General features: G+C 42.0%; 11 protein-coding genes. 4 read left to right on the top strand and 7 right to left on the bottom strand.

What is annotated here, in order from left to right; all coding sequences use genetic code 11:
* The first annotated feature begins 408 nt into the window (after positions 1-408).
* Entirely contained in the window at positions 409-2046 is a 1638-nt protein-coding gene (locus ACP7AA_RS12360; RefSeq protein ID WP_426223749.1) for an electron transfer flavoprotein-ubiquinone oxidoreductase, read from the top strand.
* A gap of 111 nt (positions 2047-2157) precedes the next feature.
* Here ACP7AA_RS12360 and ACP7AA_RS12365 read toward each other — a convergent pair whose 3' ends face one another.
* Entirely contained in the window at positions 2158-3654 is a 1497-nt protein-coding gene (locus ACP7AA_RS12365; protein WP_201565171.1) for an alanine/glycine:cation symporter family protein, read from the bottom strand.
* A gap of 1121 nt (positions 3655-4775) precedes the next feature.
* Between ACP7AA_RS12365 and ACP7AA_RS12370 the strand changes: the two genes are divergently transcribed.
* From ACP7AA_RS12370 to ACP7AA_RS12380, 3 genes are all read left to right on the top strand, one after another.
* Positions 4776-5036 carry a DUF4212 domain-containing protein gene (locus ACP7AA_RS12370; RefSeq protein WP_201565170.1) on the top strand — a complete coding sequence of 87 codons (261 nt, stop codon included), beginning with the start codon at positions 4776-4778 and terminating at the stop codon, positions 5034-5036.
* A gap of 4 nt (positions 5037-5040) precedes the next feature.
* A complete protein-coding gene (locus ACP7AA_RS12375) occupies positions 5041-6909 on the top strand; it encodes a sodium:solute symporter family protein (RefSeq protein WP_201620087.1) in 1869 nt (622 codons plus the stop codon).
* Positions 6910-7144: 235 nt separating this feature from the next.
* On the top strand, positions 7145-7690 hold the full coding sequence (locus tag ACP7AA_RS12380) for a hypothetical protein (protein ID WP_201620086.1): 546 nt from the start codon (positions 7145-7147) through the stop codon (positions 7688-7690).
* A gap of 87 nt (positions 7691-7777) precedes the next feature.
* Here the strand turns inward: ACP7AA_RS12380 and ACP7AA_RS12385 are convergent, their stop codons facing one another.
* From ACP7AA_RS12385 to ACP7AA_RS12410, 6 genes are all read right to left on the bottom strand, one after another.
* On the bottom strand, positions 7778-8383 hold the full coding sequence (locus tag ACP7AA_RS12385; protein ID WP_201620085.1) for a rhomboid family intramembrane serine protease: 606 nt from the start codon (positions 8381-8383) through the stop codon (positions 7778-7780).
* Positions 8384-8446: 63 nt separating this feature from the next.
* Entirely contained in the window at positions 8447-9499 is a 1053-nt protein-coding gene (locus ACP7AA_RS12390) for a 5'-nucleotidase (protein ID WP_426223746.1), read from the bottom strand.
* Between the two features lie 217 nt (positions 9500-9716).
* Positions 9717-9935, bottom strand: a complete 219-nt coding sequence (locus ACP7AA_RS12395) for a dodecin family protein (protein WP_105246437.1) — start codon at positions 9933-9935, stop codon at positions 9717-9719.
* 539 nt (positions 9936-10474) lie between these two features.
* Positions 10475-11764 (bottom strand): TRAP transporter large permease, encoded by a 1290-nt coding sequence (locus ACP7AA_RS12400; RefSeq protein WP_201620083.1) that lies wholly within the window; start codon positions 11762-11764, stop codon positions 10475-10477.
* Complete coding sequence (locus ACP7AA_RS12405) at positions 11761-12288, bottom strand: TRAP transporter small permease (protein ID WP_201565163.1); 528 nt, start codon at positions 12286-12288, stop codon at positions 11761-11763. Before ACP7AA_RS12405 ends, ACP7AA_RS12400 begins: the two co-directional genes overlap by 4 nt.
* Positions 12289-12308: 20 nt before the next feature.
* On the bottom strand, positions 12309-13367 hold the full coding sequence (locus ACP7AA_RS12410) for a TRAP transporter substrate-binding protein (RefSeq protein ID WP_426223747.1): 1059 nt from the start codon (positions 13365-13367) through the stop codon (positions 12309-12311).
* Between the last annotated feature and the right edge of the window lie 347 nt (positions 13368-13714).

Genomic DNA, 13714 nt, shown 5'->3' on the forward strand with positions numbered 1-13714 from the left:
TATCGGATATTTTTAATCTTAACGTCGTCAATTGATGCCGCAAAGACAGTTTTTATCGGGCAGCCATATGTCTGAGTAACGTTAGCGCCGCAAGCCTTATTATTCAATTGTTAAGCTAATGATGCCCTGAGATAAGCCACTACAAGTTTAGGAGTAGGTATGCAAGAGCAAGACAATCAAACGCCAGTCGTTGATAGTGACATCGTAAGTAGCGATACCGTAAATACTGATACACCAGTAGCAGAAACGGCAGCTGTAGAAGCTAAAGAAGTCGCCACGACTGAAGAAGCCGCTGAAGTTGAAGCGACAGAAGCTGCTGCTTCTGTGGTAGACGCTCCTGTGTTAAAAGAAACACCTGAGCCTGTCGTAGAACCAGTCGCCGCAGAGCCTGAAATCGAACGTGAGTCGATGGAATTTGACGTTATTGTCGTCGGTGGTGGTCCTGCCGGTTTGTCTGCCGCCATTCGTCTACGTCAGCTCGCTATCGAAGCTGGTAACGATGAGTTTATGGTTTGTGTGGTCGAAAAAGGCTCTGAGTTCGGTGCGCATACCTTATCTGGCGCTGTCATCGAGCCACGTGCTTTAAACGAGCTGATACCAGACTGGAAAGAAAAAGGCGCACCATTAAACGTGCCAGCCACTGAAGATCGCTTCTACTACTTGAATTCAGCCACTCGTTCAACCAAGGTTCCTGACCCTCTTATTCCAGCCCCAATGCACAACAATGGCAACTATATTGTTTCATTAGGCAATGTGGTTCGTTGGTTGGCTGTACAGGCTGAAGAGCTTGAAGTCATGATGTTCCCAGGTTTCCCTGCGGCTGACATTCTATACAACGATGACGGTTCAGTACGTGGTATCTTGACTGGCGATATGGGTGTGGCTGCCAGTGGCGAAGCCAAGGCCAGCTTTGAGCCTGGTTACGAGCTGCTTGCCAAGTACACTATCTTCGCTGAAGGTAGCCGCGGTCATTTGGGCAAACGCTTAATCAGTCGTTTCGGTCTTGATAAAGACTCTGACCCTCAGCATTACGGTATTGGTCTAAAAGAGCTGTGGGAAGTTGCACCTGAAAAACACGAGCAAGGTGTGGTCATGCACGGTCTTGGTTGGCCATTGACTGAGACAGGTTCTACTGGTGGTTGGTGGTTATATTTCGATGAGAACAACCAAGTAAGCTTCGGTCTTGTCGCTGATTTGTCTTACCACAACCCATATATGTCGCCATTCGATGAGATGCAGCGCTTAAAAACCCACCCTGTCATCAAAAACGTACTAGAAGGCGGTAAGCGCATCTCTTACGGCGCACGTGCGTTGACCAAAGGTGGCTTAAACTCATTACCAAAATTCACCTTCCCAGGTGGCGTGTTGGTCGGTGATGATGCTGGATTCTTGAACCCTGCGAAGATTAAAGGCACGCATACTTCTATGAAGTCAGGCATGCTAGCTGCTGAGGCAATTTTCGAAGCATTACAAGCTGGTCGTGAGCATGACGAGGTAGTGGCTTATACCACTATGTATAAAGAGTCATGGCTGTACCAAGACAACTACGAGTCGCGTAACTTCTCGCCTGCGATACATCGCATGGGTCTGTTTATGGGCGGCGCGTTTACCTTTATCGAGCACAACTTGTTGAAAGGTAAAATGCCATTTACCCTACATGACAATCTTCCTGACTACGATCAGCTAGAACGTGCGGCTCATGCCTACCAGCCAACTTACCTCAAGCCAGATGGTAAATTGATATTTGATAAATTATCGTCAGTATTTGTCTCCAATACCAACCACGCTGAAGACCAACCAACGCATTTAAAATTGACTGATTCAACAGTGCCTATCTCTATTAACTTACCACTATATGCTGAGCCTGCGCGTCTGTATTGTCCAGCTGGCGTTTATGAAGTGGTAAAAGATGCCGAAGGCGCTAAATTTGTCATCAATGCGCAAAACTGCGTCCATTGTAAAACCTGTGATATTAAAGATCCGTCACAGAACATTACTTGGGTGACGCCAGAAGGCGGCGGCGGTCCTAACTATCCAAACATGTAAACCATGCTTGAGATAAATATAGCTTAATAAAAAAAACCGCTCTTAATGATAAGGGCGGTTTTTTAATGTTTATAACTTTAATGGCTCAATTTCTTGATTCACTAATAAAGGCTAGTCAGTCCACGCATCACGATTGGCTTCATCTTTTAATTTCACAAAGTCATCGGGATTGAATTTGATTTGATCGCCCGTTTTACCTTCTTTGATTTGTCTTTCGTAATCACGCAATATGCGCAGCGCAACTGGTGACAAGATTAAAATCGCTATTAAGTTAACGAGTGCCATTAGACCCATCGATAAGTCAGCGAAGTTCCAAATCGCAGGTAAGCTCGCAATTGCGCCGACAAACACCATGCCCAAAACCATAAAGCGGAAAATCATGATCATGACCTTGGCATTTTTCTCACCAGAGATAAATTCAAGATTAGATTCACCATAACTGTAGTTGGCGATGATAGAGGTAAACGAGAAAAAGAAAATAGCAATCGCGACGAAAATCACGCCCATATCGCCCACATACTGCGACAATGCTAACTGGGTTAACTGAATACCTTCTTGCTCGACACTCGGGTCGACGACGCCAGAGAGGATAATAATGGCAGCGGTTGCGGTACAGATAACCAGCGTATCCATAAACACACCCAGCATTTGCATAAAACCTTGCACTGCTGGATGATCAGGATGGCTTTTTGCCGTTGCTGCCGCATTAGGCGCTGAGCCCATACCGGCTTCGTTAGAAAATAGACCGCGCTTGATACCATTAATCATTGCCTGCGCAATACCATAACCAATCACACCGCCCGCTGCCTGCTCAAAGCCAAAGGCCGATTTTACAATCAAGGCAATCGCCGCTGGGAATTCGCTAAAGTTAGTAACAATAATATAAAGCGCCAATAAGATATAAAGAATCGCCATGACGGGCACGATTTTACCCGCGATACGCGCAACCGAACGCAAACCACCAAATACCACTGGCGCAACCAGTAGCACCAATACCAAACCTGTCATCCATGTTGGGATACCAAAGGCTTCATTGGTCGCTTGCGCAATCGTGTTTGACTGCACGCCGTTGAATGCCAAACCAAAAGCAACCAACAAACAAAGCGAGAAAAATATCGCAAGCCAGCGTTTACCCAAACCTTTTTCAATATAGTAAGCCGGTCCACCGCGGTAAACATTGTCATTGTGCGGCACTTTATAGGCTTGCGCTAAGGTTGACTCGATAAAACTGGTCGACATCCCTACGATCGCCGTCATCCACATCCAAAATACGGCACCTGGTCCACCAAGATAGATAGCAATGGCAACCCCTGCCAAGTTACCCGTACCGACGCGCGCCGCCAGTGAAGTCATCAGCGCCTCAAACGAGCTGATACCACCATCTTTACGCCCTTGGTTTGACACCCGTAATAATTGCCACATATGACCGAAGTGACGAAATTGAATAAAACGCGTAGCAACGGTAAAATAAAGACCGGCACCAATCAAGACAAACATCAACAAGCCATACCACGGATTGCTGGCGATTAACCAATCATTATTACCCCAAATAATACTAACACCGTAATTAACGATGCTATTAAACCAACCTGCTATGCCTTCATTCATACTATATTTCCCTGACTGACTTTCTATATTTTTAACATATGTTATTAATTAATGTGACTGTCTACCCTCTTATGACGCTTTGTTCTCTCCTGACCTCTCTAACAGTACTGGAAAGCTAAGCAATAAAGTGGCAATGAAATCACCCATATCATGTTGGCGTATTTTAACTGACTGGCGATTATTTAACTATTTCAATCCTTTATTTAGAAACTTTAATATCTATAAACTTTTGACGAGTAAAATACTTTAAATAAAAAATCTATTGTTATAAATAAAAAATAATGAAAAACTTTTAAGACTGATTCATAGTGATGAAAGTATGACTATCTTTATATAACGCTTATTTATTATAAAAAAACTTGGCAATATAACGTTTGCTTATGAGTTCTTGATGCTTATTTTTGAAATAAATGCTATTTTTAACTTATAGCTATTAATATAGCCATAAGAATAAATCCTTAACGTTAATAAGGTGTTAGTAGGCTATTCTATTAGAGACAGGAGATTTATTAACTTTTACTAACATAAGTTATACTATAGTTTCTATGGAACAAATATTTAGTTACATAAAGTAAATAAAATTTATTTATTGTTAATTAAGTCAATATTGTATATATTCCTAATAAGTTTATAAAAAATGCTTGCAATACTTACTGGAATGAATAATTTTGAAGTATTGAAGCCATATTATCGGGAAGATGATATGAATGATAAGACAGAGGATTGTCAGCCAATACCGACCTTCCTATTTAAATATTACTATTTATATCCGCTTAATTTAATAAAAACTTCTTCATCTCTGTTAATAGATAAAGAAAGAATGAATTCTTAACCGGTTTATATTGATTTTATCCTGCAAATTTTATGCTGTCGTCGTACCCAGCAACTTAACATCAGTGTATGTATCGCTAGCATTGAAAAAAATTTGCTCATATGTTGATAATTTTGGGTTACTTATCCTGATTGATCATTCTGCTTTAGCCGTTCGTCTACCGTTTTTATGGTTATAAGATGGACTGAGTGTCACACTGCTTTTTGTAGTAGCACAAACACTAAAGCAAAATGACTTGTCAGACTCAAATCAGTGACCTTTTTTTATATTAGACAAAAGGAGTTGTCCTATGGAGAACCACAACGATTCATCAGGTTATTGGCGTGCCAATCTCCGTCTCATTAAAGTTAGCCTTGTCATTTGGGCCTTAGTCTCTTATGGTTTTGGCATCTTACTACGTCCATTATTGTCAGGTATTAGAGTAGGCGGTACCGATATAAGCTTTTGGTTTGCACAACAAGGGGCTCTTATCGTCTTTATCGCTTTAATCTTCTTCTATGCATGGCGCATGAATAAACTAGATAAACAATATGGTGTAGACGAGGAATAGTCCTATGAGTCAATTTACGATTAATATTATTTTTGTAGGTCTATCATTCGCTTTATACTTCGGTATTGCTTGGTGGGCACGTGCAGGTTCGACCAGTGAGTTTTATGTTGCTGGCGGCGGTGTACATCCGGTTATGAATGGTATGGCAACCGCCGCTGACTGGATGAGTGCGGCGTCATTTATCTCGATGGCAGGTATTATTGCAACCGGCGGCTATGCGGCATCAACGTATTTGATGGGCTGGACAGGCGGTTATGTACTACTGGCCATGCTCCTAGCACCTTACTTACGTAAATTTGGTAAGTTCACGGTTCCTGATTTTATCGGGGACCGTTTTTATTCTAAGACTGCGGCCATGATTGCCGTTGTTTGTTTGATTATTGCTTCAACCACTTATGTTATCGGTCAGATGACCGGTGCTGGTGTGGCATTCTCACGCTTCTTAGAAGTTGATAATACTACCGGTCTGATTATTGCGGCGGTTGTGGTTTTCTTCTACGCCGTACTTGGTGGTATGAAAGGGATTACCTACACGCAGGTTGCGCAGTATGTGGTTCTAATGATTGCGTATACCATCCCTGCCGTCTTTATCTCACTTGAATTAACGGGTAACCCGATTCCAGGTCTTGGTTTATTCTCAAACCATGTTGAAGCAGGCATTCCTATTCTAACCAAGCTTGACCAAATCGTCGTCGACTTAGGCTTTACCGCTTATACCGCTGACGTGCCGAACAAGCTAAACATGGTGCTGTTTACCTTATCACTGATGATTGGTACCGCGGGTTTACCGCACGTTATCATTCGCTTCTTCACGGTTCCTAAAGTTGCTGACGCGCGTTGGACAGCTGGTTGGACCTTGGTATTTATCTCACTACTTTATTTTACTGCTCCGGCAGTAGGTGCGATGGCACGTTTAAACCTAATCGATACCATTTATCCACAAGGTGTTGATGCCCCTGCGATCGAATATGATCAACGTCCAGATTGGATGAAAACATGGGAAGATACCGGTCTTATTAAATATAACGATCTAAATAACGATGGTCGTATTCAGTTATATAGCGATAGCGGACTTGGTGCAGCAGAGCTAGCATTGGCTGCGGCTACCGCTGACGGTGGTGATGTTGCTGCCGCTACTACGACGGTTGAAGAAGCAAAAGCTGAGCATGCTTTAGAGCGTGATGGTGTGTTTGTTGATAGAGGCTGGGCAGGTAACGAGCTTGACGTCAACGCTGATATCTTGGTATTGGCTAACCCAGAAATCGCCCAGCTACCAGGTTGGGTTATCGGTCTTATCGCCGCCGGTGGTTTGGCAGCAGCGCTTTCAACGGCAGCTGGTCTACTACTTGCAATCTCATCTGCGATCAGTCATGACTTAATCAAGCGTAACCTGAATCCAAACATCACTGATGCAGGCGAGCTAAAAGTCGCGCGTATCACGATGGCTATCGCGATTGTGGTTGCGACATGGCTCGGTATTAACCCCCCAGGATTTGCCGCACAGGTCGTAGCATTAGCCTTTGGTATTGCGGGTGCATCACTGTTCCCTGCATTGATGATGGGTATTTTCTCGAAGCGTATTAATAACCTTGGCGCCATCGCTGGTATGCTCACAGGTTTGATTAGTATCTTGGTTTATATCTTTGTCTTTAAAGGCTGGTTCTTTATCACGGGTACGGCAAACTTCCCTGATACCGAAGAGTATTGGTTATTTGGTATCTCGCCACTATCGTTTGGTGCGATTGGTGCACTATTGAACTTTATCGTTGCCTTCGCTGTTTCTTATGCGACTGCACCACCACCAGCCCATATCCAAGAGTTGGTTGAAAGCGTACGTTCGCCACGCGGCGCTGGCGGCGCAATCGATCACTAAGCTTCGATACAAGCTAAAAAATGATGTGCAAATGATAAGTACTTTTTTACGATAATATATCACTCACAGGCAGCAGCTGCTTGTGAGTGATTTTTTTATCCATCGCTCTTAAAAGTAAAAACAATGAGAATCATGAGTATAAATGACATAATAAATGTACTTAACATACTTGTAATCGTAGATTTGTTTTTAATAATTGGTATTAAATGCGCTAATGGCGTTAAGGAAAAGTCTTATGCTTTTTGAGTTTATCGCGACCATAGCCGCTGGGTTTGGTTTGGCTGGGATAGCATTGGTTATCACTCACCTGAGTAAACTTGCCGGTAAAAAAGCGCCAAGATGGCTTATTCCATTATTTGGTGCCATCGGTATCTTTGGCTTTCAAATAAGCCAAGAATATAGCTGGTTTGGTCAGCAGGTCGCACAGCTTCCTGAAGGTGTCCATGTGGTCAAAAAAGTTGAAGAAGGCACGTGGTTTCGCCCTTGGTCATATGTTAAACCACAAACATTACGCTTTATCGCCGCTGATAGCGGACACGCTCGTGCCAACGCCGATGCGCCAAATATTTACTTGGTGAATTTATATTTGTTTGAAAGACGTAGAAGTGTGCAGCAAGTACCACAAGTGATTGACTGTGCCGCCCCTGCCCGTGCAGACTATGTGTTGCAAGAAAAAGGCAGTAACCTGAGTATCGATGAGCATGTAAAGCAAACCACCAAGTGGCGAGCTTTAGAAAAGAGCGACCCGCTATATATCAATGTTTGTATCAATAAGAAATAACCCACTTATTGGGTTTTACAAACTTATTTATAAATATCACTGTACTTGATTGAACAGGCTGTCTTAACATATGTGCCTAAAATAAAATTAACGACGATTATTTACTCTGGTATAGGCGTGCTTAGAATTGGCACCCAACAACAAACCGGCGCATAGCCCACCAAAATGCGCCGCAAATGAGATACCTTGCTGCGGCATTAAACCTTGTTTAATAGTCAACCAATAGCCCGTACCCATCACGATACAAGCCAATAAGTAGCCCCAGCGCCTTGCAAATACTGCGCCGCCTATCATAAACCCAAGCATCGCAAAACACAGCCCCGACGCGCCAATATGAATAGAAGAAGGTGAGCCAAGCACCCAAGTCACCAATCCTGACGCCACGATTAATTTGAGTACCGTACGATAAGCATTATTTTCAAACAGCCCAAACAAAAACAGAATTTGTAATAGCGTCAAGGTATTGCCAAGTAAATGGGAAAAATTACCGTGCATCGTCCATGATGCAAAAACTCCAATCATACTGCCAACGTCTAATGCTCGTGGCACAATACCAAAAATATTCCATAGACCAAAAAACACCGCTTCATTCAGCACATACATGCCCCACATGGGTATGAGCACAAACGCATATAAGCCGATGACTTGCTTAATCCGCTCCATCACCAAGGTGAGTAATTGCTGCCAATTCATATTAGGTATTACCTTTTTAAGCCTCTTAATTTTATGCAAGCGCTACATTTTATAAAAACACTATCAACGACTGACAGAAACAAGTGGGTTCTCTACAGGTTTAAATGACAATAACGACGCGTCTTTATCAGCCGTCAAAATACTATTGGCATGAAGTAACGAGGTCGAATGATAAGGTACTAACGCGGTCGGCACAAAACTACGAGCAGCATCGATATGCTTAACTGAATCATCGAAGAAAATATGCGGCGCAAAGGTTTTTAGCACCGATGTTTTCTCAAGTCCACCTAAAAAAAACGCCATATCGAGATCAACCCCCCAATCACGTAGCGTTTTAATCGCCCGTAAGTCCGCAGGGGCATTACGGGCAGTGACTAACGCTATCTTCATGGGAGAAATATGCAAGCTTGCAGGCAAACGTTCTTGCATTTTTGACAGCTTAATCAACAGCTCTGCATAAGGTCCTTTTTCTATCGGTAAATCCCGCATTTCGGCTTCACGCTCATGAAAAGCCTGCAACCCTTTTTGTTTATAAAGCAGCTCACCTGAATCATCAAACAATACCGCATCACCATCAAATGCGATACGCAGCTGCTTAGTATCGAGCTCATAGGTATTTACTGGTGTGGCATCTAATATCGCACAGGCACAAATATTGGCATCAGCAACTTGCTGAGCGTCATCACGATTGGTGGTCAAAAACAAATCCACATTAAAATCTTTAATATAAGGCGCTATAGGGCTTCCGGATATAAATACCGAGCGAGAAATGGTTAAACCATGTTCACGAATTGCATTAAGCACCTGAATACCTGTATCAGGGCTACTTTTTGAGACGATAACCACTTCTACCAATGGCGTCTCGATACCTGCGTCCTGCGCTTCGCAATCATGGCAGTAATTGTTCAAATTTAACAATGCTTTAATAAGCGGATAGCCGGCTCCAATGCTGAGCGAATCATTCTCGCGTTCAGCCATATAGTCACGGAACTCTTTAATCGCCTCGCTAGGTCGCTGCTGCAATAATGCTATCAAGTGATTTTCAGACTCTGATAAATCAAATAAAGCGGTTGCTGATATCGCAACGATCAAGGTATTGGTAAAATCAACTGCCATAGCTTTCTCTATTTATAAAAACTTTGTTAAAAAAATCATGTTAAAAATATCAAACGACCAGTTTACTATATCTACTGCAATCTATAATGTTAAGAAATTTCTATGAGTAAATCTTTGTTTTATGACGGGTTAAAAGACATAAAAAAAGCCTGCATACACAGGCTTTTTATTTTTTAATAAATCAGGTTTATAAGTAATTTGGCACTGTTAATAATAATTAACTAAGGTCGGTATCTTCATTAATGACAAAGCTCACAATCATAATGACATGATACTTATTAATTTTACCATCGGTAATACCAACTTTCTGCTCTTTTACCCAAGCACCTTGAACATTGTTAACGGTTTTGGCGATACGCGCCACGCCTTTTTGAATAGCGTCTTCAAAACTTGTTTCTGAGGTGCTGCTTACTTCAATATTCTTTGCAATAGTCATAATCATCTCATCCTTGTGATTATTAATTTTTATGATATTAAGTTCATTTATAAAAGCCCATGCTTCTCTAGTAATCCTGCATCGATAACATGAACTGTAATAATCATAGCTTTAATAAGCCATCTCAACAATACCTAGCTGTTAAGTTATGTATTAAGGATATGTAAAATAGTTTTTTAACCCCAACCCGCAGACAAAGAAAAGCCTCTTTAACATAAGTCAAAGGGGGTTAGATATGAGTCTGTTATTATTGTTTTGACTTCAATATTATTTGTAGTCTCATCAACATAAACCTAACTGAATCAAAGTTTAAGGTAATATCAAAATATTCTTTCTTTATTCTATAGCCATTACTACCCATAATAACGGGACCCATTATGTTAACGCCGTCATATCGATGGCCTCTACCCCAGTAGTAATGCATAAAAAAGCCATAGTATCATTGTGATAATATGGCTATAAAATTAAACTTCTATTTTTTATTTACTGACTCAGACAAACTTAAATAAAGCCTTTTATATAAGCTTGTACTTTTGATACTAATTTAACAACACCAAAGATATCGCCGGAAATGCTACTAAAAGAACCAATCGAACCAAATCAGAGACAATAAAGGGGGCGACACCTCGGAACATATCGGATAACTTAATATGCGGTGCCATTGCTTTAATGACAAAAATATTCATACCCATAGGCGGTGTGATTAACCCAAGCTCTACCGTTAGTACTGCGATAATACCAAACCAAACTGGATCATAACCCAAGGCGACAATAATTGGGAATACCACTGGAATAGTAATTACCAGCATCGCTAGGGCATCCATAAATAGCCCTAAAAGAAAGTACATGATTAGAATGCAAATCAGTACCACCATTGGGCTAACTGCCAATGTACCAATCCACGTAGCCAAACTATAAGACAGGCGCGATACTGAGATAAAATAGCCAAGCGCTTCAGCCCCAAGCAGCATAAAGAAAACCACGGCAGAGAGAGCAAGCGTCTCAATCAATGATTGCTTCAACCCTTTTATGCGCATTCCTTTAGCAAAGGCATAAGCCCATGATACAAAAGCACCAACCGCCGCCCCTTCTGTTGGGGTAAATAACCCAAAGAAAATACCAGCAATAATCACAATAAAGATAAAGCTAAAAGGAATCAGACCTGTCAAAGAGAGTAACTTTTGCTTCCAAGAAGTAGTTTCTCCGCGCTGTGCTAAATGGGGCTTCCAGCGCACCATAATCATCACCGTGATTGAATACATCACCATACCAAGAATACCCGGCAAGAAACCAGCGATAAACATATCGCCGACTGACTGCTGAGTTAAGATAGCATAGACCAGTAGCGCAATACTGGGTGGAATCATGATTCCCAAAGTACCACCAGCGGCTAAAATACCGCATGCGAAACCTGGTTGATAACCGTACTTCTCCATTTGTGGCAATGCCACTTTAGTCATAGTAGACGCCGTTGCCAATGACGATCCTGAGATAGAGGCAAAAATACCGGACGAGCCAATCCCAGCAATTCCCAGACTGCCCCTTACGCCACCAAAGATAGTTCGGGTCGCATCAAACAGTTTTCCTGCCATACCTGAATGAGAAGCAAAGACACCCATTAGAATAAATAACGGAATGGCACTAAAATCATATTTTGCCAAAACATCAACCGGCAAGTCTTTGAGCATCTGTACGGCACCAATAGGTGCAGTCACGGCACCAAAACCAACCAGACCCACTCCTAACATCGCAAGTGCAACAGGAACACGTAGCATAACCATCGCAATCATACATAACAAACCAATGGCACCAATAATTTCTGGACTCATGCGCCTGTCTCCTCAGCGTCAAAGAACTCGCCTGTTTTAAAAATATTAATGGATTCGATCAATGACCGAATGGCAAGTAAAATGCTTAAGAAGGCACTGATAGCGTAGATGGGCATCATGGAGATGCGAAGGTCTTGGGTGACTTTGCCGTACTCTATCGCATCAAAAGCGCTCTCATAAAGACCCCATGCGAACACGATACCGATGATGAAAAAACCCATCATAAAGGTGCCCATCATGTAACCTTTAACAGCTTTTGACATTTTTTGGGTGAATACATCTACAATGATTTGTGAGCGTTCAACAAAAGCGGCAAAGGCGCCGAGTAGAGCAAAAAGCATAAAGTAAGAGACAATCTCAACGCTGCCTTTGACCGTAAATCCAAACTCACCTCCAGTGAGCTTGAAGATATAGCGTGCGATAACATCCAACATGGTGACCAGTACAATAATAATTAGACTGATACCACCTATAAGCTGACATAACCGTGAGATAAGGGTGCTAAGTTTGACTAAAAATGCCATGTGACAACCACTCCTTTAGGTTAGACCTTACAGGCTGCACTGGCGGCTTTGGCTTTAGCATAAACACCATTTGCATCTAAACCTAGAGCACTGACATCAGCAAGATATTTTTTGGTGCCTTTTTCAAGAGGTCCTTTCCAGTTAGGATCATTCAGTGGATCAGGGATTTCAACAATTTCATCACCTTTGTCTCTAGCTGCTTTTATTGCCATGTCATCATGCTTATCAAATACTTCACCGACCTTATTAGCAAGCGCCATCCCTGAATTTTTATCCAGTACCTTTTTTAAATCGTCAGGTAAGCTTTCATATTTTTCTTTATTCATAGTGACCATAAGAGCCGAGCTATAAAAAGGAATATTGGTATGGTATTTGGTAATTTCATCGATTTTAAAGGCAGTGACAGCTTCCCAAGGAAAACTCAAACCATCAACAACACCGCGCTGTAAAGAGGTGTACATATCATTGGCAGGCAACCCTACTGGTGAGGCACCCGCACTTTCAATGATATCACCAGCAACCGCAGAAGGACGACGAATGCGCATACCCTTCATATCTTCAGGCGTACGAATCAACTTATTAGTCGTATGCAACGAACCCGGTCCAGCGCCATACATAAACAACAGATGTGAATCTTGGTATTCGCTGGCTAAAGTACCATCTTCATATAGAGTTTGGAGCATACAGCTCATTTGAGTCGCTGAGTTTGATAGACCTGGAAGCTCAGTAATCTGAGTTAAAGGAAAGCGTCCACTAGTATAGCCATGTGCTTGTGAACCAATATCTATCGTGCCTTTTGCAGCTGACTCATAAGTCACATCTGCCTTAGCAAGACCTGCTGAAGGATAAAGTTCCACTTTTAGACGGCCGTTAGAGTCTGTTTCAATCTGCTTTGCCCAAGGCTCAAAAACCTCTGTACTAATCGATGATGTTGCTGGCCAAAAATGTGAAAATCTTAAGACGGTGGTTTCTTGAGAGGTTGCTGATGAACCATCAGTAGTGTCAGCAGATTGATTTGAGCAGCCTAAAAAACTGATTGCTGCCAATGCACCAATTGAAAAAAGAGGGGCTAACTTCATTATCAATTCCTTTTGATAATTACAACAATAAGAGGATAAAGCTTAGATTAAGTATCTCGCGTCAAAAAGAACTGATATTTTTACAAGTCAAAAACATCCTGCTTATAGACCTGTAACAAGATACTATCCAAAATTAGCAGCTATAATGATAGAAGTCAAATCATTTTGAATGAATACTCTTATTAGACAGTTTATTAATTCGAAAAATCCTTCTAACCGCAACTTCTAGACAAAGAAAAGCCCCTCAACAATTAAGTTGAGGGGCGATTCAGGAATAGAGAGCTGACGATGACCTACTCTCACATGGCCGGAGCCACACTACCATTGGCGCGATGATGTTTCACTTC

The organism is Psychrobacter sp. DWR1-2-3 (assembly GCF_049896465.1).
Lineage (GTDB): Bacteria > Pseudomonadota > Gammaproteobacteria > Pseudomonadales > Moraxellaceae > Psychrobacter > Psychrobacter maritimus.

Bases quoted from the DNA above. Each gene is read 5' to 3' on its own strand.
- ACP7AA_RS12360 (WP_426223749.1), top strand. From the start codon at position 409: ATGGAATTTGACGTTATTGTCGTCGGTGGTGGTCCTGCCGGTTTGTCT.
- ACP7AA_RS12365 (WP_201565171.1), bottom strand. From the start codon at position 3,654: ATGAATGAAGGCATAGCAGGTTGGTTTAATAGCATCGTTAATTACGGT.
- ACP7AA_RS12370 (WP_201565170.1), top strand. From the start codon at position 4,776: ATGGAGAACCACAACGATTCATCAGGTTATTGGCGTGCCAATCTCCGT.
- ACP7AA_RS12375 (WP_201620087.1), top strand. From the start codon at position 5,041: ATGAGTCAATTTACGATTAATATTATTTTTGTAGGTCTATCATTCGCT.
- ACP7AA_RS12380 (WP_201620086.1), top strand. From the start codon at position 7,145: ATGCTTTTTGAGTTTATCGCGACCATAGCCGCTGGGTTTGGTTTGGCT.
- ACP7AA_RS12385 (WP_201620085.1), bottom strand. From the start codon at position 8,383: ATGAATTGGCAGCAATTACTCACCTTGGTGATGGAGCGGATTAAGCAA.
- ACP7AA_RS12390 (WP_426223746.1), bottom strand. From the start codon at position 9,499: ATGGCAGTTGATTTTACCAATACCTTGATCGTTGCGATATCAGCAACC.
- ACP7AA_RS12395 (WP_105246437.1), bottom strand. From the start codon at position 9,935: ATGACTATTGCAAAGAATATTGAAGTAAGCAGCACCTCAGAAACAAGT.
- ACP7AA_RS12400 (WP_201620083.1), bottom strand. From the start codon at position 11,764: ATGAGTCCAGAAATTATTGGTGCCATTGGTTTGTTATGTATGATTGCG.
- ACP7AA_RS12405 (WP_201565163.1), bottom strand. From the start codon at position 12,288: ATGGCATTTTTAGTCAAACTTAGCACCCTTATCTCACGGTTATGTCAG.
- ACP7AA_RS12410 (WP_426223747.1), bottom strand. From the start codon at position 13,367: ATGAAGTTAGCCCCTCTTTTTTCAATTGGTGCATTGGCAGCAATCAGT.